Annotated in this window: 25 protein-coding genes and 1 pseudogene; 11 read left to right on the forward strand and 15 right to left on the reverse strand. The window is 42.4% G+C overall.

All coding sequences use genetic code 11. The annotated features are described in order from the left end of the window. Both WC615_RS12460 and WC615_RS12465 read right to left on the reverse strand, forming a co-directional pair. Positions 1-432, reverse strand: a 432-nt coding sequence (locus WC615_RS12460; protein ID WP_372978421.1) for a glycoside hydrolase family 20 zincin-like fold domain-containing protein, incomplete at its 3' end; no start/stop codon positions are given. Continuing rightward, the gene (locus WC615_RS12465) at positions 429-1,928 is read right to left on the reverse strand and encodes a sodium:solute symporter (protein ID WP_372978422.1); all 1,500 of its coding nucleotides are present in this window, start codon (positions 1,926-1,928) and stop codon (positions 429-431) included. The genes WC615_RS12460 and WC615_RS12465, both read right to left, overlap by 4 nt. Positions 1,929-2,222: 294 nt before the next feature. Between WC615_RS12465 and trpA the strand changes: the two genes are divergently transcribed. Beyond that, entirely contained in the window at positions 2,223-2,993 is a 771-nt protein-coding gene (gene trpA / locus WC615_RS12470; protein WP_372978423.1) for a tryptophan synthase subunit alpha, read from the forward strand. Here the strand turns inward: trpA and nhaA are convergent. The 4 genes from nhaA to WC615_RS12490 all read right to left on the reverse strand — a co-directional run bounded on the left by nhaA (position 2,983) and on the right by WC615_RS12490 (position 6,108). Next, entirely contained in the window at positions 2,983-4,128 is a 1,146-nt protein-coding gene (nhaA, locus tag WC615_RS12475; RefSeq protein WP_372978424.1) for a Na+/H+ antiporter NhaA, read from the reverse strand. The genes trpA and nhaA overlap by 11 nt on opposite strands. A 38-nt stretch (positions 4,129-4,166) precedes the next feature. Then, a complete protein-coding gene (locus tag WC615_RS12480; RefSeq protein WP_372978444.1) occupies positions 4,167-4,787 on the reverse strand; it encodes an L-threonylcarbamoyladenylate synthase in 621 nt (206 codons plus the stop codon). A gap of 122 nt (positions 4,788-4,909) precedes the next feature. Beyond that, entirely contained in the window at positions 4,910-5,440 is a 531-nt protein-coding gene (locus tag WC615_RS12485) for a YceI family protein (RefSeq protein ID WP_372978425.1), read from the reverse strand. 191 nt (positions 5,441-5,631) lie between these two features. Next, positions 5,632-6,108: a hypothetical protein gene (locus WC615_RS12490; RefSeq protein ID WP_372978426.1), complete on the reverse strand. Its 477-nt coding sequence runs from the start codon at positions 6,106-6,108 to the stop codon at positions 5,632-5,634. A 168-nt stretch (positions 6,109-6,276) separates the two neighbouring features. Here WC615_RS12490 and WC615_RS12495 point away from each other — a divergent pair, with 168 nt between their 5' ends. Continuing rightward, the gene (locus WC615_RS12495; protein ID WP_372978427.1) at positions 6,277-7,920 is read left to right on the forward strand and encodes an FMN-binding glutamate synthase family protein; all 1,644 of its coding nucleotides are present in this window, start codon (positions 6,277-6,279) and stop codon (positions 7,918-7,920) included. Between the two features lie 83 nt (positions 7,921-8,003). Here the strand turns inward: WC615_RS12495 and sucC are convergent. Then, a pseudogene (gene sucC, locus WC615_RS12500) lies at positions 8,004-9,200 on the reverse strand (ADP-forming succinate--CoA ligase subunit beta); the annotation flags it as partial. Positions 9,201-9,353: 153 nt separating this feature from the next. On the opposite strand from sucC, the gene WC615_RS12505 reads away from it, so the two are divergent. From WC615_RS12505 to WC615_RS12520, 4 genes are read left to right on the forward strand one after another with little or no spacing between them, the layout of a single operon-like run. Next, positions 9,354-10,013 carry an ABC transporter ATP-binding protein gene (locus tag WC615_RS12505; RefSeq protein ID WP_372978428.1) on the forward strand — a complete coding sequence of 220 codons (660 nt, stop codon included), beginning with the start codon at positions 9,354-9,356 and terminating at the stop codon, positions 10,011-10,013. After that, positions 10,014-10,310, forward strand: a complete 297-nt coding sequence (locus WC615_RS12510; protein ID WP_372978429.1) for a hypothetical protein — start codon at positions 10,014-10,016, stop codon at positions 10,308-10,310. It abuts the gene before it with no gap. After that, the gene (locus tag WC615_RS12515; RefSeq protein ID WP_372978430.1) at positions 10,291-10,908 is read left to right on the forward strand and encodes an HAD hydrolase-like protein; all 618 of its coding nucleotides are present in this window, start codon (positions 10,291-10,293) and stop codon (positions 10,906-10,908) included. The genes WC615_RS12510 and WC615_RS12515 overlap by 20 nt, the downstream gene beginning before the upstream one ends. A 60-nt stretch (positions 10,909-10,968) precedes the next feature. Further along, positions 10,969-12,558, forward strand: a complete 1,590-nt coding sequence (locus WC615_RS12520; RefSeq protein ID WP_372978431.1) for a S41 family peptidase — start codon at positions 10,969-10,971, stop codon at positions 12,556-12,558. 68 nt (positions 12,559-12,626) lie between these two features. Here WC615_RS12520 and smc read toward each other — a convergent pair whose 3' ends face one another. The 6 genes from smc to WC615_RS12550 all read right to left on the reverse strand — a co-directional run bounded on the left by smc (position 12,627) and on the right by WC615_RS12550 (position 20,214). Beyond that, a complete protein-coding gene (gene smc / locus WC615_RS12525; protein ID WP_372978432.1) occupies positions 12,627-16,169 on the reverse strand; it encodes a chromosome segregation protein SMC in 3,543 nt (1,180 codons plus the stop codon). A 623-nt stretch (positions 16,170-16,792) separates the two neighbouring features. Beyond that, positions 16,793-17,584, reverse strand: a complete 792-nt coding sequence (locus WC615_RS12530) for a PhzF family phenazine biosynthesis protein (RefSeq protein ID WP_372978433.1) — start codon at positions 17,582-17,584, stop codon at positions 16,793-16,795. Positions 17,585-17,596: 12 nt separating this feature from the next. Further along, entirely contained in the window at positions 17,597-18,253 is a 657-nt protein-coding gene (locus WC615_RS12535) for an ATP-binding cassette domain-containing protein (protein WP_372978434.1), read from the reverse strand. Further along, positions 18,231-18,572 carry a hypothetical protein gene (locus WC615_RS12540; protein ID WP_372978435.1) on the reverse strand — a complete coding sequence of 114 codons (342 nt, stop codon included), beginning with the start codon at positions 18,570-18,572 and terminating at the stop codon, positions 18,231-18,233. Before WC615_RS12540 ends, WC615_RS12535 begins: the two co-directional genes overlap by 23 nt. A gap of 13 nt (positions 18,573-18,585) precedes the next feature. After that, the gene (nfi, locus tag WC615_RS12545; protein ID WP_372978436.1) at positions 18,586-19,290 is read right to left on the reverse strand and encodes a deoxyribonuclease V; all 705 of its coding nucleotides are present in this window, start codon (positions 19,288-19,290) and stop codon (positions 18,586-18,588) included. Between the two features lie 63 nt (positions 19,291-19,353). After that, a complete protein-coding gene (locus WC615_RS12550) occupies positions 19,354-20,214 on the reverse strand; it encodes an RNA polymerase sigma factor RpoD/SigA (protein WP_067053926.1) in 861 nt (286 codons plus the stop codon). A 221-nt stretch (positions 20,215-20,435) separates the two neighbouring features. On the opposite strand from WC615_RS12550, the gene WC615_RS12555 reads away from it, so the two are divergent. Then, positions 20,436-21,095, forward strand: coding sequence for a DUF2975 domain-containing protein (locus tag WC615_RS12555; protein WP_372978437.1), 660 nt, complete (start codon positions 20,436-20,438; stop codon positions 21,093-21,095). Between the two features lie 2 nt (positions 21,096-21,097). Next, a complete protein-coding gene (locus WC615_RS12560) occupies positions 21,098-21,301 on the forward strand; it encodes a helix-turn-helix domain-containing protein (protein WP_372978438.1) in 204 nt (67 codons plus the stop codon). A 73-nt stretch (positions 21,302-21,374) separates the two neighbouring features. On the opposite strand, the gene WC615_RS12565 is transcribed toward WC615_RS12560, so the two are convergent. Beyond that, a complete protein-coding gene (locus WC615_RS12565) occupies positions 21,375-22,214 on the reverse strand; it encodes an MBL fold metallo-hydrolase (protein WP_372978439.1) in 840 nt (279 codons plus the stop codon). A 246-nt stretch (positions 22,215-22,460) separates the two neighbouring features. On the opposite strand from WC615_RS12565, the gene WC615_RS12570 reads away from it, so the two are divergent. Then, the gene (locus WC615_RS12570) at positions 22,461-23,624 is read left to right on the forward strand and encodes a zinc-dependent alcohol dehydrogenase (protein WP_372978440.1); all 1,164 of its coding nucleotides are present in this window, start codon (positions 22,461-22,463) and stop codon (positions 23,622-23,624) included. A gap of 5 nt (positions 23,625-23,629) precedes the next feature. Further along, a complete protein-coding gene (locus tag WC615_RS12575) occupies positions 23,630-24,490 on the forward strand; it encodes an SDR family oxidoreductase (protein WP_372978441.1) in 861 nt (286 codons plus the stop codon). Positions 24,491-24,669: 179 nt separating this feature from the next. On the opposite strand, the gene WC615_RS12580 is transcribed toward WC615_RS12575, so the two are convergent. After that, positions 24,670-25,050, reverse strand: a complete 381-nt coding sequence (locus WC615_RS12580) for a VOC family protein (RefSeq protein ID WP_372978442.1) — start codon at positions 25,048-25,050, stop codon at positions 24,670-24,672. Between the two features lie 217 nt (positions 25,051-25,267). Between WC615_RS12580 and WC615_RS12585 the strand changes: the two genes are divergently transcribed. Next, the gene (locus WC615_RS12585) at positions 25,268-25,960 is read left to right on the forward strand and encodes a class I SAM-dependent methyltransferase (protein ID WP_372978443.1); all 693 of its coding nucleotides are present in this window, start codon (positions 25,268-25,270) and stop codon (positions 25,958-25,960) included. Positions 25,961-26,377: the final 417 nt, after the last annotated feature.

The following is a 26,377-nucleotide window of genomic DNA, read 5'->3' on the forward strand; positions in this document are numbered from 1 at the left end:
TTTTTGCCCTGTTTCAACAGAAACCGGTAACAATTGCCTGATGGTTTCAACCGCGTGGAACGCGCCGGCAGATGTACCGGCGGTAATAATAATGTGTTTCGTTGTAATATTAAGGCGGTATGCTTCAGGGTTTTTTATAGAACCATCATAAACAAACTGTACTGCATTTGTTGGATGTGATTTTCCCTTTAGTAGTGTATGCCCGGTTCCTGCTTTTACGAGTTTATTAAGCTGTGCAGCTTCATTTACAAACCTTGAGGGAGCAATAAGGGTGGTTTGTGCATTGATCACAAAGTAACCATCGCCCGGTGTAAGGGTTGACGGATAGGGGATGATGTTTAAATTTTTATAATACTCTTGCGCGTTAGTATTTGTGCAGTAACATAAAAAAAGAACAAGTAACAATAGTTTGGAAGTGACTATTTTAGTCATGACAAAGAAGGATTAGCTTTTACAGTTTTAATTTTGGGTGATGAACAGAGCCACAGGCCGGCAAAGGTAATTAATCCGTTTACAATGATAAGTTCATTGTCGAAAACGTACCCGCCTAAAAGTACTTTGGATTCGGTGCTCAGGAAATAGCATACCGCGGGCGATATTAAACAGATAAAAGGCACCAGTTTATCTTTCACCTGCCTGTAGCTCACAAACAGGCCAAAACTGTATAAGCCCAGCAAAGGCCCGTAGGTATATGATGCTACCTTGAATATGGCGGTTACCACAGCATCGTTATTCAGGGCGTTAAACAGAATAATAGTCAGAAACATCAGCCCCGAAAAGGCTATATGCACATAATGCCTTACGTTTATCATTTTTTTGCTGTTCACGTCGCCGCGTTTGTTGAAGTTGAGGAAATCTACACAAAACGAGGTGGTAAGCGCCGTTAGTGCTGAATCGGTAGTTGCAAATGTGGCCGCTGTTAAGCCCAGCATAAACACCATGGCCGGTACAATACCCAAATATTGCAGGGCAATGGTAGGGTACAGGTAATCGGTTTTTGCTACAGAGATACCGTTGCGCTGTGCGTACATATAAAGCAGTGCGCCTACGCTTAAAAAGAAAATATTGATCACCACAAACACAGCGGTAAAACTGAACATGTTTTTCTGTGCTTCCTTGATGTTTTTAAGGCTGAGGTTTTTCTGCATCAGGTCCTGGTCAAGCCCCGTCATACCTACGGTGATGAACAAACCGCCCAAAAATTGCTTGCTCAGGTGAAAATGGCTCCCCAGGAAATCGTTAAAGAAGAAGATCTTGGAGTAGCTGCTGTTCTTGATGGCTTCGGCAGCTTCAAATATGTTGTAATTAAGGCTTCGGCAGATGAAATATATTGACAAGAACACCGATGATACCAGGAACAGGGTCTGCAGGCTATCGGTAATAATAATGGTTTTAAGGCCGCCTTTAAACGTGTACGACCATATCAACACCAAACAGATGAGCACCGTAACCGCGAAGGGTACGCCGTAGCTATCAAAGATGAACTTCTGCAATACGATCACAACCAGATAAAGCCTGAACGATGAGCCTATGGTGCGGCTAAGCAGGAAGATCCCCGCGGCTGTTTTGTAGCTCCATGTACCTAAAGCCTGTTCAATATAGCTATAAATAGAGGTAAGCTTTAACCGGTAATATAAAGGCAGCAAAACGGTTGCTATGATAATAAAACCCGCCGCGTTGCCCAATACGAATTGGAAATAGGCGAACTGATCGCCGCTTGGTGCGCCAACTTTGCCGGGTACCGAAATAAAGGTTACGCCGCTAAGCGCAGTGCCTATCATCCCGAAGGCTACCAGGTACCATTTGGAATTGCGGTTGGCCACAAAAAAGGTATCGTTATCTGATGATTTTTTGGAGGTGAGGTACGATATCACCATCAATACCAAAAAGTAACCAATGATGAAGGATAGTAATATTGCCGGCGACATAATTTAGTTTTTACAGGTGTGTTAAACGGATTGCCCTAAAGTAGAAGTTAGGATCAGCAAAAACAAAATTATTTAGTTGCATGGTGGTTATTTAACCACAGAGGGCACAATAAATACCATAAATTTTATAGTTATAATTAACCACAGAGAACACTGAGAAAAATCCACAAAGTACACAGAGATTGAATAGCTAAGTAAAGCTTAGAGCCCTCAGTGAAAAAACTCTGTGCCCTCTGTGGTAAAAACATTAATAAACAATACTTTTGCATGCAAATGGCTAATACAACTGCTCCCATGAACCGTCTGAATCAACTTTTTGCAACAAAAAAGGAAAACCTCCTTTCTATATACTTTACGGCCGGTTACCCGGAGTTAAACACCACTGTTGATATTGCCGAAGCACTTGAAAAAGCAGGGGCGGATTTTCTGGAGATTGGTTTCCCGTATTCAGACCCGGTTGCAGATGGGCCGACTATTCAGCATAGCTCTCAAACAGCGCTGGATAACGGCATGAACCTTAATCTGTTATTTGAGCAATTGAAAGATCTGCGCAGCCGGGTAAATATCCCGGTTTTGTTAATGGGCTATGTTAACCCTATTGTACAATATGGCGTAGAGCGTTTTTGCAAGGCAGCCGCAGCAGCAGGGGTGGATGGCATTATTGTGCCTGACCTGCCCATGTACGAGTACGAAATGCTGTACAGTAACCATTTTACAGATAACGGGCTGAGCAATATATTTTTGGTTACGCCGCAAACCTCAGAAGAACGCATCCGTAAGATTGATGAATTGAGCAATAGCTTTATTTACCTGCTGTCGTCATCATCCATAACCGGTGGCAGCCTGCAGCTTACCGATAGCATTGAGGGATACTACAACCGCATTAAAGCTATGCAACTGAAAAACCCAACCATAATTGGCTTTGGTATCTCAGATCACAAATCGTTCAGTAAAGCTTGCGAATACGCTAACGGCGCCATTGTAGGCAGCGCATTTGTGAAGCTGCTTGCCGAAGATGATTATATGGATAAGATCCCGGCGTTTATTGGCAGTATTAAATCTTAGTTTTTTTAATCCTTACAAGTATAGCGTAACCTGTTACCGCAGCCAATACAGATGTTACCAGTATAGTGAATTTTGCCTGGCTTTGTAACTCAGCATCGGCAAAAGAGAGCAGTGCCATAAATACCGACATGGTGAAACCAATCCCCGCCAGCTGACCAATTCCCCAAACCTGCGCCCATTTTACGCCATCGGCCAGTTTGGATAATTTTAGTTTTACCGCCAGCCAGCTAAATAAGGTAATGCCGATAGGTTTGCCTAATAACAAGCCAAACAGTATGCCCGCCGATAGCGGGGTGATGATACTACCACCCGCCAAACTTTCATGGATATTGATATTTGAATTTGCCAGCGCAAACAGGGGGATAATGATGAAATTCACCGGGTTCTCCAGCAGGTGGATCAATTTCTTTAACGGCGAGTAATCCAGTTTAACATTATGCGGAATAGCCATAGCCGTTAGCACCCCTGCCACCGTTGCATGAATGCCGCTGTGATGGATGAAATACCACATAAACACACCGGGGATAAGATACGCCAGCAGGTAACGCACATTAAAGCGGTTAAACAGCATCTGCAAAACAAACATAGCCAGTGCCAGCAGCAGGTAAGTAACATGCAAACCTGCCGAGTAGAATATGGCGATAACCAGTATGGCCCCCAGGTCATCTACAATGGCAAGTGCTTTTATAAATACCTGTAAGGATTGTGGTACGCGTTTTTTAATAATGCTGATGATAGCCACCACAAAAGCAATATCCGTAGCCATAGGGATGCCCCAGCCGCTGCTGGTTGCGGTATGCAGATTGATGATGGCATAGATGCCGGCCGGAACCAGCATGCCGCCAAGGGCTGCAAATACAGGCAGCGTGGCCGAGTGCTTATCTGATAGTTCTCCGTTTAAAACTTCGTCCTTAATCTCCAGGCCAACCAGCAGGAAAAAGATGGCCATTAAACCATCGTTTATCCAGGCCAGTGATGTGTAAGGGCCAATAGGTGTATCAAGGATATGATTGAACGAATTATGTAAACCTGTATTAGCAATTACCAGCGAAACAACTACGCAGGCAATAAGGATACCACCGCCGGTAGCGTATGATCTGATAAATTCTGCGAATTGTTTGAGGTTACTGGCCAATATGCTATTTTAAAAGGGTAAGCGTGGCAAATATAGGATTATAAATAATCTTCCAGTTCGCCTTTGCCTTCACGTATCACTTCAAACTCGCCAGATGTACAGTCAACCACGGTTGATGGGATGTTTTCGCCGTAGCCGCCATCAATTACAATATCTACCAGGTCCTGGTATTTTTCATAGATCAGTTCAGGGTCGGTAGAGTATTCGATAATATCATCCTCATCGTGGATAGAAGTTGACAGGATGGGGTTGCCCAAAACTTTTACAATTTCTCGGGCGATGTTATTGTCGGGCACACGGATACCTACCGTTTTTTTGTTTGAGCTTAACAGCTTTGGTACGGCATGGCTGGCATTAAATATAAAGGTGAACGGCCCGGGTAAAGCTTTTTTAAGCACACGGAAGGTAGTGTTATCTATCGGCTTGATATAGTCTGATATATGGCTAAGATCATAACAGATGAACGAAAAATTCGCTTTCTCGGGTTTGATATTCCTGATCTTACAAATCCGCTCAATGGCTTTTTGATTGGTTATATCACAACCTAAACCATAAACTGTATCGGTAGGGTAAATGATGATACCACCTTTGCGCAATACATCTGCCACTTGTTCAATGGCTTTTTCGTTTGGATTTTCGGGGTAGATCTTTATCAGCATAATAGTAAAGCAAATATAACCGGTAAATGGTTTTAAAAAGAAAGCCATTCGAATTATCGAATGGCTTTCTTTTATATTTATAACAGTAACTAATCTCTAATTAACTAATCACTGATAACTATTTACGCTTGTTTAGCAAACTGTATGTTCATGCTCAGTTTAATGTCTTCGCCCACTACGATAGAACCTGCTTCGGTTACGCCATCCCAGGTTAAGCCAAACTCTTTACGGTTAATTTTACCGGTAACTTCAAAGCCAGCTTTGGTATTGCCATAAAAATCGCCGGCATTGCCACCGTATTCAACTGCAAGGGTAACCGGTTTGGTTACATCTTTAATAGTAAGGTTACCTACTAATTTATAATCGTCACCATCAGCGGTAAACGAGGTTGATTTGAAAGTGATCTTCGGGTAAGTTGCCGCGTCAAAAAACTCAGCAGATTTTAAGTGCTCATCTCTTTGTGGTTGTGTGGTATCAATGCTGTTCACATCCAGTGAAAAATCGATCTCTGCACCGATAAAATCTTCGTTTTCTGTAGTCAATTCGCCTTCAAATGTTTTGAAGAAACCGCTTACTGTTGATATTACAAGGTGTTTTACCTTAAATTGTACTTCTGAGTGCATTGGGTCTAAAACCCATTTAGTTGTTGCCATGATATTTTTTTATTTAGTTGTGTTTCTGATTAATTATAGAACAAAGATAACAATAGATGTTTAAACATCTATTGTATTTTCAAAGTATTACAATCAGCAGACATTTGGCTAAATAACGATATTAATAGATATAATGTTTGTTTAAACTTATATTATTAATGCACAATTGTTAATGATAAGAAATGGACAATTTAATTGATCATGATCTCGAAGTAATCATCCTCTTTACCCGTAACTTTTTTTTGACCTACTAAAAGTTGTTTGTCTCCATTTTTAAAAACGAAATAGTATTCTTTATCAATTATTCTAAACTCCGTAAACTTGTAATTTTCATTTACAAGGGTGTCCATAAATTGCTTAAAGAAAAATGGGTTCATTATCCAATAACGGATAGCTGTTTTTTGTGCTGAAGTAATTTTAAGCAAATTAAAATCAGTGAAGTCATCCTGCCTTACCTGGAAATACCATGTGTTGGTTTTTTCTCCGTTGTTTTCTTGTAAACGCTGCATTTGATACCCTTTCTGTGTCAACATAGCATTAACACTGCTGTCATTAACTTGGTAGGCATGCAACAGTTCTGCGGGGGTTAAAAGTGCTTGGCTTTTTGCATTAAGGCTAAATAACACTACTGCAATAATGGTTGTGATGGGTTTTAATGATTTTTTCATGTTTGTTTTATTAGACAGGATGCAGGTATGCTAACTATTCCATAAAGAGATAACAACTCATAGCCTTTAATTTTAAATTTACAATCTTAAGACACCTAACGCCCAATATTAAACCCATAATGTTTTTATTATTCAGATAAGCGCGTAGATTTATTAAAATTATATTGCATGAGGAAGCTATTTATCATTTCGGCTGTAATAATACTTGTACTGGTTACCGCATGGACTATCATATGGCCACCGGCAGTATGGTCGTTTTTACTTTTAGGGCCCGTATTTATAATCGGGGTTTATGACCTGGTACAAAAGAAACATAGCATCGTCAGGAATTTCCCGGTGTTTGGTCACCTGCGGTTTTTGATGGAAGACCTTCGCCCCAAAATATACCAGTACTTTATTGAAAGCGATACCAACGGTACGCCGTTTAACAGGCAAAACAGGAGTGTAATTTACCAACGCGCTAAAAAGGTTGATGATACCCGCCCGTTTGGTACCGAACTGGATGTTTACGAAAACGGTTACGAGTGGCTTAACCACAGCATATCGGCGTTAGACCATCACGCGCTTGATCTTTCCCCACGCGTAAAAGTTGGCGGGCCCGACTGTACACAACCTTACAGTGCAAGCGTATACAATATATCGGCCATGAGCTTTGGCTCACTTAGCGAGAACGCTATCCTGGCCCTAAACGGCGGGGCAAAAATTGGTGGTTTTGCGCATAACACCGGCGAGGGGGGCTTAAGCGATTATCACTTACAACCCAATGGCGATATTATATGGCAAATAGGTACAGGCTATTTTAGCTGCCGCAATACCGACGGTACTTTTGATGAAGATGCTTTTGCTAAACGTGCGGTGTTGCCACAGGTAAAAATGATCGAGATAAAACTCTCGCAGGGGGCAAAGCCCGGTCACGGTGGCATACTGCCTGCTGCAAAGGTTACACCCGAGATTGCCCGGATACGGTTGGTGCAGATGGGGCAGGATGTGGTATCGCCACCGTATCATACAGCGTTTAACAACCCTGTCGGGTTAATGGATTTTATAAAAAAACTGCGTGAGCTATCGGGTGGTAAACCTATCGGCTTTAAACTATGCGTTGGCCATAAAAGCGAGTTCCTGGCTATTTGCAAGGCCATGATCAAAACAAATACATACCCCGATTTTATTACTGTTGATGGGGGCGAGGGCGGTACAGGTGCAGCACCGCTGGAGTTTGCCAACTCGGTTGGTATGCCCCTGCGCGAGGCTCTGGCTTTTATATATGATGCGCTAACCGGTTTTGATATTAAAAAACATATTAAACTGATCGCATCGGGTAAGGTGGCTACTGGTTTTGATTTGGTAAAGAACTTTACCCTGGGTGCCGATATGTGCAACAGCGCCCGCGGGATGATGTTTGCGCTTGGTTGTATCCAGGCTTTAGAGTGTAATATGAATACCTGCCCAACGGGTGTTGCTACACAGGATAAAGGCCTGATGCGCGGCCTGGTTGTAGATGATAAAAAAGTGCGTGTGGCAAATTTTCATAAGCAAACGGTGAGTAGCGCCATACAAATGATAGGGGCGGCAGGTATGAAAAAACCATGCGACCTGCACCGTATGTTTATATACAGACGGGTAAACGCCAGCCAGATTCAAACCTATGCAGAACTGTTACCCTATATACCCAAAGGCAGTTTGTTAAATACGCCGTACCCGCAAAGCTTTGAAATGGATATGACACTGAGCAGCGCCGATACTTTTGTGCCCGATTACAGCAAAGTATCGCAGGTAGAGCTTACCACATCGAGCGCCTACGTTCAAAACTGATCAATAAAAAAGGGAGCCGAATGGCTCCCTTATATTTTTCAGGTTAACTAATCACTAATTAACCAGTCTCTAATCTCTAAAAATTAAAGCGCTAACACTTCTTTAACCCTGTCTGCAGCTTCTTTTAAAAGGATAGCCGAGAATACTTTTAAGCCAGAGTTATCGATCAGTTCTTTTGCTTCTTTAGCATTGGTGCCTTGTAAACGCACAATAATTGGTACAGGGATGTTGCCAATTTCATGGTAAGCATCAATTACACCCTGTGCAACACGGTCGCAACGAACAATACCACCAAATATGTTGATCAGGATAGCTTTAACGTTAGGGTCTGAAAGGATGATGTTAAAACCAGCCTTAACCGTTTGCGCGTTAGCAGTACCGCCAACATCAAGGAAGTTAGCAGGCTCGCCACCGGCAATTTTAATGATATCCATGGTAGCCATAGCTAAACCGGCACCGTTAACCATACAACCAACGTTACCGTCAAGCTTTACATAGTTAAGGTTGCTTTTGCTTGCTTCAACTTCGGTAGGGTCTTCCTCGTCGGTATCGCGCATAGCGGCGTAATCCGGGTGGCGGTATAAAGCGTTATCATCAATGTTCACTTTAGCATCAACCGCTAAAATTTTATTGTCAGATGTTTTTAACACCGGGTTAATTTCAAACTGTGATGAATCGGTAGCATCATAAGCTTTATATAAAGCAGTGATGAATTTTACCATATCTTTAAAGGCATCGCCCGATAAACCCAGGTTAAAGGCAATTTTACGCGCCTGGAAACCTTGTAAGCCAACCTTAGGGTCAATCTCTTCTTTGTGTATCAGCTCTGGTGTAGAGTGTGCAACTTCTTCAATATCCATACCACCCTCGGTACTGTACATGATGATGTTGCGGCCTTTAGCACGGTCAAGCAATACGCTTATGTAATATTCTTTTACTTCGCTTTCGCCGGGGTAGTAAACATCCTGCGCAACCAAAACTTTTTTAACCAGTTTACCTTCAGGGCCGGTTTGCGGGGTTACCAGTTGCATACCGATGATCTTGCCGGCTATCTCTTTAACCTGCTCGGCATTTTTGGCCAGTTTTACACCACCGCCTTTACCGCGGCCACCTGCGTGTATCTGTGCTTTTATAACTGTCCAGTCCGACCCAAAGTCTTCCTTCATTTTCTGAGCAGCAGCAACAGCCTCTTCAGGTGTATCTGCAACTATGCCTTCCTGTACTCTTACGCCAAAGCTTTTTAGTATCGCTTTGCCCTGATATTCGTGAATGTTCATGTTATTTGAAGAATTTGCGGTAAAGCTACTATTTTCGTTTTAAAGATTACATGGTACACGTTAGAGATTTGTAATATTTGTATAACCGAGCGTTTCGCCCTGCCAATTTTGGTAACTTATCACTAATTAACTAATCTCTATTCACTAACTTCGCCCATGCTTAAAGCACAATCAATAAATAAATCATACGGTAAGCTCCATATCTTAAAAGGGGTTGATCTGGAAGTAAAGCGCGGCGAAATTGTAACCATTGTGGGCGCATCCGGTGCGGGTAAAAGTTCATTGTTAAATATCCTGGGTACATTGGATAGCCCCGATTCGGGCCAGTTGTTTATTGACAATGTGGAGGTTAGTAAACTTAATAATAAAAATTTAAGCGCGTTCCGTAATCAAAAAATAGGCTTTATATTTCAGTTTCATCATTTACTGGTAGAGTTTAACGCTATCGAGAATGTTTGTATCCCCGCATTTATAGCAGGTGTACCACGTGCCGAAGCCGAGAAAAAAGCAAAAGAATTGTTAGAAATGCTTGGTCTTGGCGACAGGACAACCCATAAACCGGCAGAGCTATCTGGCGGCGAGCAGCAACGTGTTGCTGTGGCCCGGGCATTAATAAACGATCCTGCTTTGATATTTGCCGATGAACCATCAGGTAACCTCGACTCTAAAAACGCGCTGGAGCTGCATGAATTATTCATTAAGCTCCGTAACGATTTTAACCAAACCTTTGTAATTGTTACGCATAACCAGGAACTATCTGACATGAGCGACCGGACTATACTAATGAAAGACGGATTAATTGTAAATAATTTATAGGTGAAGGTTCTTATTACATCAGCTACATCGGCACAGGCCCATAAGCTAAAAAACAGTTTAATAAATGATGAGGTTGTTTTAGGTGATTTTACCGAAATGCCCGTATTTATGGGGATCCTGAAACTCCCCAGCCCCGCAACAGATACCTATGCTCACGAAATGCTTACCCTTGCATTAGACAACGGCATTGATGCTATCTACCTGCTTAATACGCAGGAGGCTGCTGTGCTTTTATTATCTGAACAATTATTTAAAGAATATAATATTACCCTTATAAATGGCCACAATAACTTATAGCGATATAGACCCGCGCAAAAAAGCATTTATTTTTGAGCTGGACGATGTACTTTACCCGGCTAAAGATTATTACTACCAGATATATTACCTTTTTGCGAACTTGTTGGAGTACACGGAATTAAATAGTGCCTCGCAGACAACCGATCTGATGATAGATACGTATACAAAGAAAGGAGAGGGTGAAGTGTTTGACACCATTGTATCACAGTTAAATGTAGATGAGAAATACCGCAAGAATTTAGAGATAATGCTGTTAACAGCGCGCTTGCCATTAAAATTGCTTCTATATAAAAATATGCTTACTTTTATACAGGAGGTAGTTTTAGATCGTAAAAAACTATTTATAGTAACAAATGGCAACCCGCAAATGCAGCTGAATAAAATGCGACAAACAGAATGGCATGGTTTAGAAACGTATTTAACCTGCTATTTTACGGAAGAAACCCTGCCCAAGCCCGAACCAGAAACGTTAAATCTGCTGATGAAAGAGCATAACCTTGAAAGGCGCGACCTTGTAATGATAGGTAACTCTGATACAGATAGTTTATGTGCCGAAGTTTGCGGAATTGATTATTTAGCAGCAACTGAAATAATATAACTTAAACAATATAATATATAAATACTACTATCGTTAACTCGAATATAATTGATATAAACTATGAGGAAAATATTTTACCTATCTCTGCTCGTTGTAACAGTGGCTATAGCATCTTGTTCAAAAGATAAAAAGATAACGCCAACTGATAATGGGGGTAATAACAACGGTAATAACCCAACCGTTACCGCATCAGCACTTGATTTGATAAAGGATTCGGTTTTTTTATATGCACAGCAGGTGTATTACTGGAACACCAGCCTGCCCACCTACGATGCATTTAAGCCACGCAGCTTTACCGGTTCAAACGATATTGATGCGTTGCAAACAGAAATTGATGCGATGACCCAATATAGTACCAATCCCGAAACCGGTAAACCGTATGAATATTACACACCTGCCCCCGGTTACGCTAAATACTCGTTTATAGATGATGGCAGTGTATCCGGCGAATTGAACGGCATAAAAGGTGATTTTGGTTTTGCTCCCGTTTGGATAGATGCTAATACTGATATCAGGGTTAAATATGTTTACCCGGGTTCGCCGGCAGATGTTAAGGGCCTTAAACGAGGCTACCAGATAACTGCGATAAACGGCCGTACAGGTAGTGGTTTAAAGTATGATGGTGGTGCCGGTGGAAGCGGTACAAATGTTAACTTCCTGATCAATGCTTACTCAAATTCAAGCACTATAAACCTTACGCTAAAAAAACCAGATGGCAATACGTTTGATGTAACACTGTCAACAGGTACTTATACAGTAAACCCTGTTTTAACCTCGAAGATTGTTGATGCCGGCAATAATAAAAAAGTGGGATACATTGTATTTAATAGTTTTACATCAAAGGCCAATGCCAAACCATATCTTGATGCTGCATTTAACAGTTTTTCAGCCGGTGGTATAACCGACCTTGTTGTCGATTTGCGCTACAACGGGGGGGGATTTGTGGAAACTGCCCAGTATTTGAGTAATCTTATTGCACCTGCAAGTACAAATGGTTCTACAATGTTTACCTATAATTTCACTAAAACAATGGCCGATGGCAAAGCCACTATTTTAAAGAACCAGTTACGTAAGGATGGAAACCAAATCTATTCTTATTTTGATTTTGATTACACCATTGCAGGCAATACCGTTAAATTCTCAAAAACGGATGTGCCGGTAACGCTTAACTTAAACCATGTATTTTTTATTGTTACAGGTTCTACTGCATCTGCAAGCGAACTAACCATAAATAATTTAATACCTGTAATGGATGTTCAACTGATAGGTACGACAACTTATGGTAAACCGGTTGGTTTCTTTGATATAGATATTAATAAATACCAGATGTATATCCCACAGTTTGAAACAAAAAATTCTGCAGGTAATGGTGGTTATTATGCCGGAATGACCCCAGAAAAAGGCTTATACAGAGGGAAACTTTACGGTGATGATGCCAGCAAAGATTTTGGCGACCCAACAGAGTCGTTATTTTCATACGCCCTTAATTACGTTAAAAACGGTAATTTCTCTTTACCGCAGCAACAGATACAAAGCCTTTCAAGACTCCAAAAGTTAAGCGTTGATCAATCCCGCGAGGTTGGTTTGCAAGTTGAAGGGAAGAAGTATTTTAGAGGTATGATATACAATAACACAAAGGCTAAGAAATAAATTAGCCTGCAAACAAAAAAGAGGCCGGGAGTTTAACTCCCGGCCTCTTTTTTGTTTTATGAGGTTTTTTAATCTGCCAGTTCGCGCAGGTCTACAGGTACCACCCTGGATATACCTTGCTCAACCATGGTTACGCCGTAAATAATATCGGTGCAGGCAATAGTGCGCTTGTTGTGCGATATGATGATGAACTGCGATTCCTTCGAGAACTTACGGATAATGTTATTAAACTTATCAATATTGGTATCATCAAGCGGGGCATCAACTTCATCAAAAATACAGAATGGGGCAGGTTTTAACAGGTATAGCGAGAACAGGATGGCCGTAGCCGTCAGTGTTTTCTCGCCACCCGAAAGCTGGTTGATAGACAGCGGGCGTTTACCTTTCGGCCTTGCAATGATGTCGATATCCGATTCCAGCGGCTGATCAGGGTTACTCAGGATCAGGTCGCATGAATCCTCTTCGTTAAATAAAGATCGGAATACCTTGATGAAGTTTTCGCGCACCATAATAAAGGCTGCCATAAACTTCTCTTTGGCGGTATCGTCAATCTCTTGTATGGTGGCCAGGAGGGATGCTTTTGCTTCGGCCAGATCTTTCTTTTGGCCTTGTATAAAGGCGTGTCGTTCGCTCATCTCGTTATAAGCTTCAACGGCCATGGGGTTTATAGCGCCAAAATCATCCAACTGGCGTTTCATCTTCTCCGTTTTGTCGCGGATCTCGTCTTCGTTCTCGGCCTCGTTAACTTCCAGGTCAAGCAGGTCGTTAATATCTACGTTAAACTCAACAGAAAGGCGCTCGCGCAGGGCATTCAGTTCCAGCTTAAGGTTATTGCGCTCGTCCTTCAGTTCATTCTCTATGGCCTCGGCCTGGTCTTTCTTTTGCCTTAGTTTCGATACCTCGTTCTCGCTTTCGGTAATGGCGGCGCGCCATGCATAGTATTCCTGTTCGGCTTCGGCGGTGCCTTTTTCAAGGGCTTCCTTTTGCTCGTACATTTCCAGCAGGCTCTCGTCGCTGTCGCCGGTTTGCTGCAGGTTCTCCATGATCTGGGCCTTCACCTTTTCCAGTTCGGCGCTGTTTTGTTTGATGCGGATATCAAGGTGCTCCAGCTGCGTTTCGCGGTAATCAAGGTCTTTAACCAGGCCCGATACCTTGTTTTGCTGCTGATGGAAGCGGATGTTTTCCTGGTTATAGGTGTTTGACTGCACCGATACCATTTCGTTCAGCTCGTTAAACGCCTGTTGCTTATCCAGCATCAGGTCGGCCTGGGCCTGCTTTTGTTCTTTCAGTTCTATCAGCAGTGGGCCAAGCGTTAGTATCTCATTTTTGATGCCCGCCACCTTGTTGGCAATATCCTGCTTGCGGTTTAGGCTGTTCTCAATAAAGGCCTGGTATTGTTCCTGTTTTGTTTTAACGGTAACCAGTTCGGTATTCAACTGGTTAAGCTCGTACTGCTTTTGCCTAACTTCATTAGCCTTACCCGATTGCTTTAAGGCCGATAAACGGCTCTGCAATTCTTCACTATTGTTCCTGAAGTTTTGGATGCGGGTTTCGGCTTGTTTTATCTCCTTTAACAGGTTATCCAGGTTTTTTGCCCGGCCAATACGTTTCCCCTCAAACAACCCAACAGACCCACCGGCCATGGTATGTTTTGATTTGTTGAACTTGCCGCTTTTGCCAATCAGTACCACACCATCCGGTAGTTGGATGCCATTGATATCCTGCTCGGTAGCATCGTTAACCAAATAAACGTTCTTTAACAAATGATTACATAGTGGTTTGTAACGCTCCTCAACCTCCACAACAGATAGGGCAGGGATAGCAGCATCGTCCACCAGGGTTTTATCTGCCGGCTTCGTGGCTTCGTAATTATCAAGAATGAAAAACTGCGCCCGCCCTTTTGATGAATTACTTAACAGGTTGATAGCTGCAATAGCTTCATCATAAGTATTCACCACGTAGTGGTTCATTAAAGGCTCCAGGTAGTTTTCAATTGCTACACGGTACTCTTCCTTACAAAACAATATATCGCTAAACAGGGTGACTGTTTTGGCCCAATTGGTGTTCTTTTTCAGGAACCTGATCGACTCCGGGAAGCCCTCCAAATTATCAACCAAACTTTTGGTAAGATTATATTCGTTTTGTTTGGCATCCAGTTTACGGCCGTCGGCAGCTATGCTATCGTTTACAGTTTTTAACCCGGTTTCGGTTTCTGTTATTTGCTCCTGTAGTTTATTTTCGGCCTCAACCGCCAATTCGTATTCGCTTTTTAAGGTTTCAACCCTGCTGTCCAACTCGGCTACCACCTTATTAAAATGCGAAAGTTCTGCCTCTTTGTTGGTCGTATCCTCCATATTGCGCTGGCTTTCCTGCTCAAGCGCCTGCTGCTGTATGTTCAGGATATCAATATCCTTTTCGGCCTTGTAAAGTTGATTTTGCAACCTGCCGTTTATGCTGTTCAGCTCGTTTAGGTGGTTACGGGCCTCGGCCTGTTCGGCACGTAGTTCGTCAACGGCTTCTTTTAACTCAGCAACGCGCTGGGTTATGGTTTGCAGGTTTTCGTCCTCCTGCAGTTTTTCCTCATTTAAGCGCTTAATGTTGTATTGTACGTGCTTAAATTGGTTGTTATCGCGTTCAAGTTCCTCTTTTAAACGGGTTTCTTTATCCTGCGCGTTCTTTAATTGTTCGTTTTTTACCCGTTTCTCGCTTTCGTAGGCGCGGATCTTTGCCGTGTATTCATTGCTGGCCTTTTGCTGCGCGGCAAGGTTTTTTTCTTTGGTGAGGCTGTCCAGCTTGTTTTGCTGTAGCGTAGCTTCCAAAGTATCTATCTGTGTGGCAATGCCCGATCTTTGCTCGCGCTGTATTTGTTCTTTCTCTTCAATTGCAGCCAGCGCCTTACTAAAGTTGGCTATCCTGAACGATGCGAGCGAGATGCTCAATGTTTTATACTGATCGCGCAGCTTATAATAACGCTCGGTTTTTTTTGCCTGGTTCTCCAGCGTTTTTAAGTTTTTCTCAATCTCAAATAGCAGGTCTTCCACACGTTCCAGGTCGGCTTCGGTATCCTTTAACTTGCTAAAGGTTTGCTTTTTACGGAGCTTATATTTAGAAATACCCGATGCTTCTTCAAACAAATTACGGCGCGATCCTTCCTTGTTGTTGATGATCTCGTCTATCATCTTCAGTTCGATGATGGCGTATGAATCGGCACCTATACCGGTATCTAAAAACAGGTCTGTAATATCTTTTAAACGGCACTGTACGTCGTTTAAGCGATATTCGCTCTCGCCGGTACGGTAAAGCCTGCGTGTAAGGGTAACCTGCGAAAAATCGGTAGGGAGAACGTTTTTGGTATTATCAAAAGTTAATGATACTTCTGCAAGATTGGCCGCCTTGCGGCTTTTGGTACCGTTAAAGATAATGTTATCCATCTTCTCCGACCGCAGGGCGCGGGTGCTTTGCTCCCCCAAAACCCAACGGATAGAATCGACTACATTGCTTTTACCACAGCCATTAGGGCCCACAATAGCAGTAACACCCTCATTAAAATTAATGGTGATCTTATCGCCAAAGCTCTTGAAGCCCTTGATTTCTAACTTGGTAAGTTGCATTTGTTATCCTTGAATTGTTAATGGTATATGGTTTGAAAAATTAATAAACCCCCACTGCAATTGAACCCGAAAGATACATTTTGTGAGCAAATTTTAAAGGGCGATTTATTATTTAAATATGGAAAAGATTTGAATGCCATATATAAGGGTATGTAAAGCAAATGAAGTGCTGCTATCTGTGTTTGTACCTGCTTTTCGTTACAAGTCCTCGCTTGCCTGCGCTCATTCCCATCGCGCTGCTGCGGGCTTTTCACTGCAATCAGGTTTATTTTTAACGGTAGCAGATAAGTAAAATCTGATCATCACCAAACGTTCCTATGGAACGTGCTTGCCTGTTATTTCTGTTCTACCAATCAAACATCCCTACGGGATGATAGTACAAAGCGGTATCATCCCATAATAACACCTATCGTTAATGGTTTAACGATATTCATCTTTCGTTCCATAGTTCCACAACCAAACATCCCTACGGAATGACAGTACAAAGCGGTATCATCCCATAATAACACCTATCGTTAATGGTTTAACGATATTCATCTTTCGTTCCATAGGGACGTTTCATTGGTAGGATTATAGGATTCGTTTCTTTTCGTTCCGTAAGAACGTCTGATAACAAGTTATTATTAAACTGTAACGTATATCTCTCCCTTAAGATAAGTAACAGCTTTACCAGCCATCACAACTCTGTCGCCTTTTAATTCGCACCAAAGTTCGCCTTTGCGGGCGCTTACCTGGTATGCGTGCAACGTGTTTTTGCCCAATTTACCAGCCCAGTAGGGTATCAGGTTGCAATGTGCGGATCCTGTAACCGGGTCTTCAGGCACACCCGCCGCAGGGGCGAAAAAGCGTGATACAAAATCAACATCCTTGCCGGGTGCGGTTACAATAACACCAAGGGTATCTATCTTAGCCAAAGCGGAATGGTCGGGTTTCATATCCAGAATATCTTCCTCGGTATCGTAAACCAAAAAGTAATCGCGGCTGCGCAATATCTCTTTTGGCTTTTTACCGCCAAGCGCTTCAATCAGGCCTTCTGGTTTATCAGCAGCAAATGGCGGGCGCGATGGGAAATCCATTGAATATTTATCGCCGTCACGCTTTACTACCAGCGTTCCGGCTTTTACGGTGTCAAAATAAATGGTATCCTTATCATACCCCAATTCGGTAAATAATATATGTGCCGATGCCAGGGTAGCGTGGCCGCAAAGGTCTATCTCCAGTTCGGGCGTAAACCAGCGCAGTAAATAACCGTTCTCATTCTTTACAAAAAAAGCGGTTTCGGCAAGGTTGTTTTCCAATGCTATCTTTTGCATGGTAGCATCGGGCAGCCAATTGGTTAGCGGACAAACAGCGGCAGGGTTGCCACCAAACAACTTGTCGGTAAAAGCATCGGCCTGATAAATTGGGATAGTCATGTTGTTTATCAATTATATACCGCTAATATAACCGTAAGTAATTAATTCCTCGTTATTGGTGATGTGTTTTGTGCAGCCATCTTTTAACAGGATCACCTTATCGCTTACCTCTAATATGTTGTAATACTGGTGGTCGGTTACAATAATACCCTTGCGTTTGGCACAAGCGCGTATCACTGGTTTAAACTCATCGGCCTGGATGGGAGAGATGTGGGTGAACGGTTCATCCAGCAAAATAAAATCGGCCCTGCTGTGGATGATCATCATCGTTTCCAACTGGCGCAGTTCGCCGCCCGATACCTGCCCGGCATTCTTATTAAAGTAACGCTGATAGATGGGCAACCCTGCAAAATCATCCCACGAAAGCGGGTCAACCAGCAGCCTGGCCAGTTTATCTATCCGGATATTAGTAGGTAAATAGTTATGCTGTGGTAAATAAGCTATGCGGTTGTTATGGTATCCCTTATGTATAAATTGATCATCAATCCCCACATATCTATGGGCGGCATTCAGCGTACCGAAGATGATTTTCAGCAAGGATGATTTACCGCAACCGTTACGGCCCAGCAGGCCAATCACTTCGCCCTGTTTGCATGATAGATGAACATCCTGCAGTATCTTCCGGCCATCAAAAGCCAGTTCAATACTATCGGCCCTTAGTGTATACATAATGTGGGGCAAAAAAGTGGAGAGCGGTGAATAAAATAAGCAGCATCAGGATAAAAATGGCCATATCAACAGCCAGGGCATAGGTGTACATGCGTTTTATGCTATAACCCGCATTACGGTAATACATATACACGTTTTTTGCGCTGTAACTTTGCAGAAATATGGTTGATGCATAACCAATGGCTTTCCAAAAAAACATAAAGCCGGTTACCCTTGGCCCATACGTTAAAATGTAGAAAATGGCAGAAATGCTGAAACCGGTGTTCCATGCCAATATGGGTTTGTAAAAATACCACGTTAAGGTGCGGATGTTTGCCATGTATGGTTTAAGCTCAATCGAACAACCCCAACTGCTTAGTTTTATCTTCTCCGTTCTCTATCCTTATTTTGTTCACTAAGAGGTGCGCCTGCCTTGTAGGTTCAGGTATGCGGTAGCCACGAATGCATTTTTTTATCACATCAACGCTTTGTTGCATACTGATATTGTGGCCCGGCGAAATGTAAATTGGGTTGCAATGTTCTTTACTGCGCAGGGCGATGCCTATCAGCTCGCCTTTGTCGTACATGGGGCTTTCGGCAAATATTTTATCAGCTGGTTCTTCATACCTGCCATACAGCCTGCTTTTGGCGCTGCCTATGGTAGGCGCGCCGGTTAATAAGCCAAAGTGTGTGGCAATACCCATGCGGCGTTCGTGAGCAATACCCTGCCCGTCTAACACCAGCACATCGGGTTTTGTATACAGGTTATTCCAGGCACTAAATAAGGCCGGTACTTCCCTAAAGGCAAGCAAACCTGATATGTATGGAAAGGATGTGTGTGATATAGCGGTAGAGGTAGCGATCACCTGCATTTCGGGGTATTTAAACATCACGATACCCGCATACAATAGTTCTGAATTTTTGTTAAACGATATATCGGCCCCGGCTATGGTTTTAATGGTTTTTTGCAGTTCGCGTATTTGTATCCTGCTACGCAGTTCGTTCTGGTAGTCAATTGCTTCGGCAGGGCTAAGATGTTCGTAGCCGGATGGATCCATACCTTTATAACAAAAAAAAGCCCCCGCTTGTTTAAACGGAGGCTTGTATTTTTTAACTATTAGTTATCCTAAATATGATTTCAGGATCTTGCTTCTTGATGTATGGCGTAACCTCTGCAGCGCCTTATCTTTTATCTGGCGTACACGCTCGCGGGTTAAATTGAATTTTTCGCCAATTTCTTCCAGTGATAACGGGTGGTTACTGCCCAAACCGAAGAACAGAACGATTATCTCGCGCTCGCGCTCGGTAAGGGTTGATAAAGAGCGTTTGATCTCTTCAGATAACGACTCGTTAATCAGGATAGAATCGGTGTTTGGTTCCTGGTTTTCCAGTACATCCAATAGTGTATTTTCTTCACCCTGTACAAACGGTGCATCCATTGATACATGGCGGCCGCTGTTGCTCAGCGTATCTGATATTTTATCTACTGTGGTTTCCAGTATGTCGGCAAGTTCTTCCGGAGATGGCTCACGCTCAAATTCCTGCTCAAGTTTTGAGAAGGCCTTGCTTATTTTACTTAACGAGCCAACCTGGTTCAGCGGCAAGCGAACAATACGGCTTTGCTCGGCAATGGCCTGTAATATTGATTGACGGATCCACCAAACGGCGTATGATATGAATTTGAAACCTTTGGTCTCATCAAAGCGTTTTGCAGCTTTAATAAGGCCCAGGTTACCTTCGTTTATAAGGTCGCCAAGGGTAAGTCCCTGGTTTTGATATTGTTTGGCTACCGATACCACAAAACGTAGGTTCGTTTTTGTTAAGCGTTCTAAGGCAGCCTGGTCGCCTTCTCTAATTTTCTGTGCTAAGATTACTTCTTCTTCGGCAGTTATTAGGTCAACTTTACCAATTTCGTGAAGATATTTGTCGAGGGACTGCGACTCACGGTTGGTAATGGATTGAGTTATTTTGAGTTGTCTCATTTATTTTATTAACCTCGATTCTTTAATTTAGAATTGAACGTGCAAAGCTACAAATTTGTTTCTAAAAATAATACTTTCTACCTAACAAAGCCAGTATTTTACTATAAAATGAACAATATAAATGATTGGTTGATTTAGGGTTAATATTTATTGTAATTCAATAAATATATTTTGATTTGTGATGAATATTAATTTTATTTGCATCCATCAATTTAGCAATAATGAAAAAAATACGCACGTTGCAAATTCTTGTTTACATCACTTTTGCATTGTTTTTTCTGCAAAATTACGCACCAAGCCTTTACAGAGGGTTTGCCGATGGCTGGGCCGACTCATTTAACAGCACAAATGATGAGTTAAATGCCCATACACCATCCGGCCCGGCCTTAGATGCTGTGCTACAGGGTAATATCATCCCGGGCACAAAAAATGATACGCTGCGCATAGGTAAAGATTATCTTTTGAGGGATATAAACGTAACTGCCGACATACGTGTGGTAGACGCGAGTGGTAAAACGCCCGAATGGTTAAAAGTTTGCCGTGTATTACTTGCGTTCCTGATGATACGCGTGTTGTTATACATGGCAACGTTTTGTAATAGAGTGATAGTAGATATTTATAACGGGAAGATGTTTGAACCGCAATGCATTAAACTGATCAGGAAAATAGGGATAAGATTGATTATTTATGCCATTGCCGATTTTGCCTACCAATGGACTGATTATATCAAACAAACCATATTAATACATGCGCCTTTAAAGGTGATCAATACCGTAACGTTTAATTTTGGTTTGCTGCTTGGCGCTATGCTGATATTTATCCTTGCCGAAGCTTTTAAACAAGGTGGTAAATTAAAGGAAGAACAGGAGTTAACCATATAGCCATGCCCATAATAATTAACCTTGATGTAATGATGGCCCGGCGCAAAATGTCGCTAAATGAATTGAGTGACAAGGTGGGTATCACCATCTCCAACCTGTCTATTTTAAAAACCGGGAAAGCCAAAGCCATCCGTATAGAAACTTTAGAAGCTATTTGCACCGCTTTGGATTGCCAGCCGGGAGATATATTAGAATATAAATCCTAAACTCTAAAACCCTAAGTTTTTTAGCAGTACCGCTATAATTTAGAATTTAGCGTTTTAGAATTTAGAGCTTCACCTATAGCTCGTCTAACCTAAATGTTTCCTTCACCTTAATGCCTTTCTCGGTTTGTTGTAGTGTGCAGCACTCGTTTATTGGGTCGTGCTCCAGGTAAAGGATGTATTCTTTTTCTACAGCCTCGTTCCAGTAGGCTTTTCTTTCGGTCAAAGTTTTCAATGGGAACATATCATAAGCCATCACATAGGGCAGGGGCAGGTGCCCGATAGACGGCAGCAGATCGGCCATGTATAAAACCTGTTTGCCTTTATAACTGATCAGTGGCAGCATCATGGCATCCGTGTGGCCATAAGCAAACCGTATGCTGATATCGTCGGTAAAAGTTACGCCATCTACAGCATCAATAAACTTAAGCTGCCCACTTTGCTGTATCGGCAAAATATTATCTTTTAAAAATGATGCTTTCTCGCGGTCGTTAGGGTTTACAGCCCAATCCCAATGCTGGGGGTTGCTCCAATAAGTGGCATTTTTAAAGGCAGGTAGCAGCTTTTCGCCGTTACGTACAACCGCGCCGCCAACATGGTCAAAATGCAGGTGGGTTAAAAATACATCGGTTACATCATCACGGTGGAAGCCTTTGGCAGCTAATGAGCTATCCATCGTAGCATCGCCATGCAGGTAATAATGACTAAAAAACTTCTCATCCTGTTTGTTGCCTATGCCGGTATCAACCAGTATCAGGCGTTTGCCGTCCTCAATCAGCAGGCAACGCATGGCCCAGGTACAAAGGTTGTTAGCATCAGCAGGGTTAGTTTTATTCCACAGCGATTTTGGTACAACGCCAAACATTGCGCCGCCATCGAGTTTAAAAAAGCCGGTATCAATAGTGTGTAGCTTCATAGTATTTCAGCATATAATTGGGCGTGAAGTTAAGGGTTTAACCAAATCATTCGCATCGTTTTTTTTATATGAGGTATGCTCATGTTAATTACACCTTTATAATGCGGTTATTACTAATTTTTAATTGCGTTAAATACTAATTTGCAAGAAATTTAACTACTGTAAAACAATATTTTATTTCTTAAAACTATAATTTAATTATTGGTGTTGTATGCATAACTAACAAAACTTGTAAAATAAAAACTCATGAAAGCAGCAGTATTTCACAAACCAGGCGACATTAGCTACGACACCGTTGATGACCCGCGTATTGAAGACCCGAGGGATGTTATTCTGAAAGTAACCTCAACAGCCATTTGCGGATCCGATCTGCATATCTTAAGCGGGGGCGTACCGCAAACCAGTGATATGATCATGGGGCATGAGTTTATGGGCATTGTAGAAGAGGTAGGCGCGGCCATTACCAACCTTAAAAAAGGCGACCGCGTAGTAGTACCATTCCCGATAGCCTGCGGGCATTGTTTTTTTTGTAACCACGGCGCTTCGCCAAGCTGCGAAAACTCCAACTATAAACATTACGGCCCCAATGGGGATATGATGGATCAAAAAGGCGCTGCCTTATTTGGTTACACCGACCTGTATGGCGGTTACAGTGGTGGCCAGGCCGAATATGTACGCGTGCCCTATGCGGATATCAGCCCAAGGATAGTACCCGACAATATGACCGATGAGCAAGTGCTTTTCCTGACGGATATATTCCCGACGGGATGGTCGGCTATTGATTGGGCGCAACTAAAGGGCGGAGAGGTAGTGGCCATTTTTGGATCGGGTCCGGTTGGACTGATGGCGCAAAAGGCCGCCTGGATAAACGGTGCAAGCCGGGTTATCGCCATCGACCCATTAAATTATCGCTTAGAAAAAGCACGCGCGGTGAACAAGGTAGATACGCTTAATCCCGATGAGGTTGATGTGGTAGAAGCCATCCGTGAAATGACAGGGGGGCGCGGGGCTGATGTTTGTGTTGATGCCGTAGGCTTTGAGCCCGAACGCACCCTTCTTGATAAAGCCAAAGCACTAGTGAATTTTGAAGTAGGCAGCATGAAAGTATTGGATATGGCCTTTAAAGCCGTGCGCAGAAGTGGTACGGTGACCATTATGGGTGTTTATGGTTCTACTTACGACAACTTCCCGATGCACCGCATGTTTGATAAGGGGTTAACCATCAGACAGGGGCAGGCGCCGGTACTAAATTATATAGACCACCTTATTGACCTTGTTAAAGAAGAAAAGGTTGTGCTGGATGATATTATCAGTCACACCTTACCGCTAAGCGAGGTAGCCAAAGGTTATGAAATGTTTGACAAAAAAGAAGACGACTGCGTAAAGGTTGTTTTAAAACCATGGGAGTAATCAATATGGAAAATAAAGAAGGAATACAGGTACCTGAAAAGCAGGACCATCAGCCAGGCATAGAAGCCGAAATGGACCCGCGACCCGAGTATATCAAATCAAACTACAAAGCTGCCGGGAAACTCCATGAAAAAGTTGCCCTGATAACAGGTGGCGACAGCGGCATTGGCCGGGCCGTTGCGGTGCATTACGCCCGCGAAGGGGCTGATGTGGCTATTGTATATTTGGAAGAGAACCAAGATGCTGAAGAAACACAAGGCCTGGTGCAAGCCGAAGGAAGGCAGTGCCTGCTGATACAAGGCGATGTGAAAGACCGGGATTTTTGCCGTAGCGCGGTAGAAAAAACGGTGGCTGGGTTAGGCAAGCTGAATATTTTGGTGAACAACGCCGGTGTACAAATGCCCCAAAAGGAATTTAAAGATATTACCGAAGAGCAGCTGGAAACTACATTCAAAACCAACATCTTCGCATATTTTCATTTCGCCACGGCGGCATTGGATTACCTGAAAGCCGGAGACACCATTATCAATACTACCTCGGTTACGGCTTATCGCTCATCACCAAATCTCATAGATTATTCATCAACAAAAGGTGCTATTACCACATTTACACGATCTTTGGCAACAAACCTGGTAAAAAAGAACATTCGTGTAAACGCGGTTGCCCCCGGCCCGGTATGGACGCCACTCATCGTATCAACCTTTGATGAAGAAAAAATAAAAGAGTTTGGTAGCGAAACGGCCATGAAACGTGCCGGGCAACCATCAGAACTGGCGCCGGCTTATGTGTTTCTCGCTTCAGATGATGCCTCATTTATAACAGGGCAGGTGATCCACATCAACGGCGGCGAAGTAGTAAACGGGTAATAAACCACTATAACCAGGTAAAAAGGATCATGTTTATATAAACCCGTTGGGTTTTACCAATAGTAAATTTTTTTCATGTTAATATGTGAGGCCCGCCCTAACGTTGTTAGGAGGGCCTTTTCAAGTTCTAACACAAAATATGTTGACATGGCGTAACTTACATTGTCATCTACATTGCTTTACTCATCCTTGGGCTCCCAAAGTTCAATAATATTCCCCTCGGGGTCCAGCACATGAACAAATTTACCGTAATCATATTCCGCAATTTCATCAATGATGGTTACATTCCCGCTTCTTAGTTCATCTACCAGCGCAACTATATTTTCTACCCGGTAATTTATCATAAATGGCTTAGCCGACGGGTTGAAATATTTGGTATCCTGCGGGAAAGTACACCAGGATGTAGATCCGGTTTTCGACGGATCGCCGGCCTGCCGCCACTCAAAGGTTGTTCCGTATTCGCTGGTGCCTAATCCAAGGTTTTTGGCGTACCATTCGTTCATTCCCTGCGGATCGTCGCATTTAAAGAATATGCCGCCCAGGCCCGTTACTTTTTTCATTTTTTTTATGTGTTTTTTACGATTGGAAACGATATGGATTTTTTAAAAATCTAATGATTACATTAATTACCGGGAATGATTTTTTATGTACATAACCCCTTAGGGCAATTTCCATCTATTTTGGGATATTACCAAATCTGTTATTACTGTTGTGGGTAAAAAGTGTTACCAACTTTAATACGCAATGCTTTTCTTTGCCCTGTAAACTATCAACCACTTGAAAGATATATTTGGTAATGCCCTGTTTGATTATTTTAAACAAAACGGTAATCATAAACTTTGGATAAACAACACCTACGGCCCAAAAGAAGAGATGCCATTGGATGTATATTTCCGTACCGAAGAAGAACTGCCCGACCTCGAAAATATGGCTTTGAGCAGGTGCTACGGGAAGGTACTGGATATAGGCGCAGGGGCAGGCAGTCACGCCTTAATATTGCAGGAATTAGGATTAGATGTAACAGCGCTGGATGTATCAGAACTGGCCGTAACCATTATGTTGCAGCGTGGTGTAAAACATGCCATAGCGAAGGATATTTTTGATTATCACACAGGGAAATACGATACCCTATTATTATTGATGAACGGGATAGGGCTTTGTGGTACTATTGCGCATCTGCGTATATTTTTGCAGCATGCCAAAACTTTGTTAAATGAGGGTGGGCGACTCATCTTCGATTCATCTGATATTGTTTATTTATATGAAGATGAATTGCCGGATAGTGATGATTACTACGGGGAGTTATCTTACCAGTACGTTTACAAAGGTCAAAAGACAGATTGGTTTAAATGGCTTTATATCGATCAGGAAACATTAACAATTGTTGCAGCTGAAGAAGGTTGGGTAACGGAGGTTTTATTTGACGATGGGTTTGATCAGTATTTAGCCAGGCTTACCCCGGTGAATTAGGGGCGGGCTAACATAGTTTACACAAGAAAAACCTGTTCCAAAACTGCAAAAAATGGAACAAAATGGGACAAGCATAAAATGTATAAGTATTTATAAATCAATATTTTATATTATTACATTTATAAATTTCCCTGCCTTTAAAAAAGATAAAAAAGCCGGATTGAGGCCGAAATGGGGCGAAAAAAGTTGCCAATTATTGTGTTTAATCTTACTTCAATCTGACTTGTCCTGAAATAGGTTGACAAAAAAGTCACCAAATGAAAAAGACAATTAATAAGTCATCGATCATCCGGGAGTATTTTAAAGGAGGGTCTGGTTTTCGTACCTTAGGTATCAAATATGGCTACGGATCAACAACCATATGGAGATAGGTAATGGCAGAGAAGAAGAAAAGAGATAGCGTTAGATCGGGTCCTG

Source organism: Mucilaginibacter sp. (assembly GCF_041663085.1).
Taxonomy (GTDB): domain Bacteria; phylum Bacteroidota; class Bacteroidia; order Sphingobacteriales; family Sphingobacteriaceae; genus Mucilaginibacter.

What these genes read in the sequence shown, in the direction of transcription:
- WC615_RS12465 (WP_372978422.1), bottom strand. Translation starts at nt 1,928, where the DNA reads ATGTCGCCGGCAATATTACTATCCTTCATCATTGGTTACTTTTTGGTA.
- trpA (WP_372978423.1), top strand. Translation starts at nt 2,223, where the DNA reads ATGAACCGTCTGAATCAACTTTTTGCAACAAAAAAGGAAAACCTCCTT.
- WC615_RS12480 (WP_372978444.1), bottom strand. Translation starts at nt 4,787, where the DNA reads ATGCTGATAAAGATCTACCCCGAAAATCCAAACGAAAAAGCCATTGAA.
- WC615_RS12485 (WP_372978425.1), bottom strand. Translation starts at nt 5,440, where the DNA reads ATGGCAACAACTAAATGGGTTTTAGACCCAATGCACTCAGAAGTACAA.
- WC615_RS12490 (WP_372978426.1), bottom strand. Translation starts at nt 6,108, where the DNA reads ATGAAAAAATCATTAAAACCCATCACAACCATTATTGCAGTAGTGTTA.
- WC615_RS12495 (WP_372978427.1), top strand. Translation starts at nt 6,277, where the DNA reads ATGAGGAAGCTATTTATCATTTCGGCTGTAATAATACTTGTACTGGTT.
- WC615_RS12505 (WP_372978428.1), top strand. Translation starts at nt 9,354, where the DNA reads ATGCTTAAAGCACAATCAATAAATAAATCATACGGTAAGCTCCATATC.
- WC615_RS12515 (WP_372978430.1), top strand. Translation starts at nt 10,291, where the DNA reads ATGGCCACAATAACTTATAGCGATATAGACCCGCGCAAAAAAGCATTT.
- WC615_RS12520 (WP_372978431.1), top strand. Translation starts at nt 10,969, where the DNA reads ATGAGGAAAATATTTTACCTATCTCTGCTCGTTGTAACAGTGGCTATA.
- smc (WP_372978432.1), bottom strand. Translation starts at nt 16,169, where the DNA reads ATGCAACTTACCAAGTTAGAAATCAAGGGCTTCAAGAGCTTTGGCGAT.
- WC615_RS12530 (WP_372978433.1), bottom strand. Translation starts at nt 17,584, where the DNA reads ATGACTATCCCAATTTATCAGGCCGATGCTTTTACCGACAAGTTGTTT.
- WC615_RS12535 (WP_372978434.1), bottom strand. Translation starts at nt 18,253, where the DNA reads ATGTATACACTAAGGGCCGATAGTATTGAACTGGCTTTTGATGGCCGG.
- WC615_RS12540 (WP_372978435.1), bottom strand. Translation starts at nt 18,572, where the DNA reads ATGGCAAACATCCGCACCTTAACGTGGTATTTTTACAAACCCATATTG.
- nfi (WP_372978436.1), bottom strand. Translation starts at nt 19,290, where the DNA reads ATGGATCCATCCGGCTACGAACATCTTAGCCCTGCCGAAGCAATTGAC.
- WC615_RS12550 (WP_067053926.1), bottom strand. Translation starts at nt 20,214, where the DNA reads ATGAGACAACTCAAAATAACTCAATCCATTACCAACCGTGAGTCGCAG.
- WC615_RS12555 (WP_372978437.1), top strand. Translation starts at nt 20,436, where the DNA reads ATGAAAAAAATACGCACGTTGCAAATTCTTGTTTACATCACTTTTGCA.
- WC615_RS12560 (WP_372978438.1), top strand. Translation starts at nt 21,098, where the DNA reads ATGCCCATAATAATTAACCTTGATGTAATGATGGCCCGGCGCAAAATG.
- WC615_RS12565 (WP_372978439.1), bottom strand. Translation starts at nt 22,214, where the DNA reads ATGAAGCTACACACTATTGATACCGGCTTTTTTAAACTCGATGGCGGC.
- WC615_RS12570 (WP_372978440.1), top strand. Translation starts at nt 22,461, where the DNA reads ATGAAAGCAGCAGTATTTCACAAACCAGGCGACATTAGCTACGACACC.
- WC615_RS12575 (WP_372978441.1), top strand. Translation starts at nt 23,630, where the DNA reads ATGGAAAATAAAGAAGGAATACAGGTACCTGAAAAGCAGGACCATCAG.
- WC615_RS12580 (WP_372978442.1), bottom strand. Translation starts at nt 25,050, where the DNA reads ATGAAAAAAGTAACGGGCCTGGGCGGCATATTCTTTAAATGCGACGAT.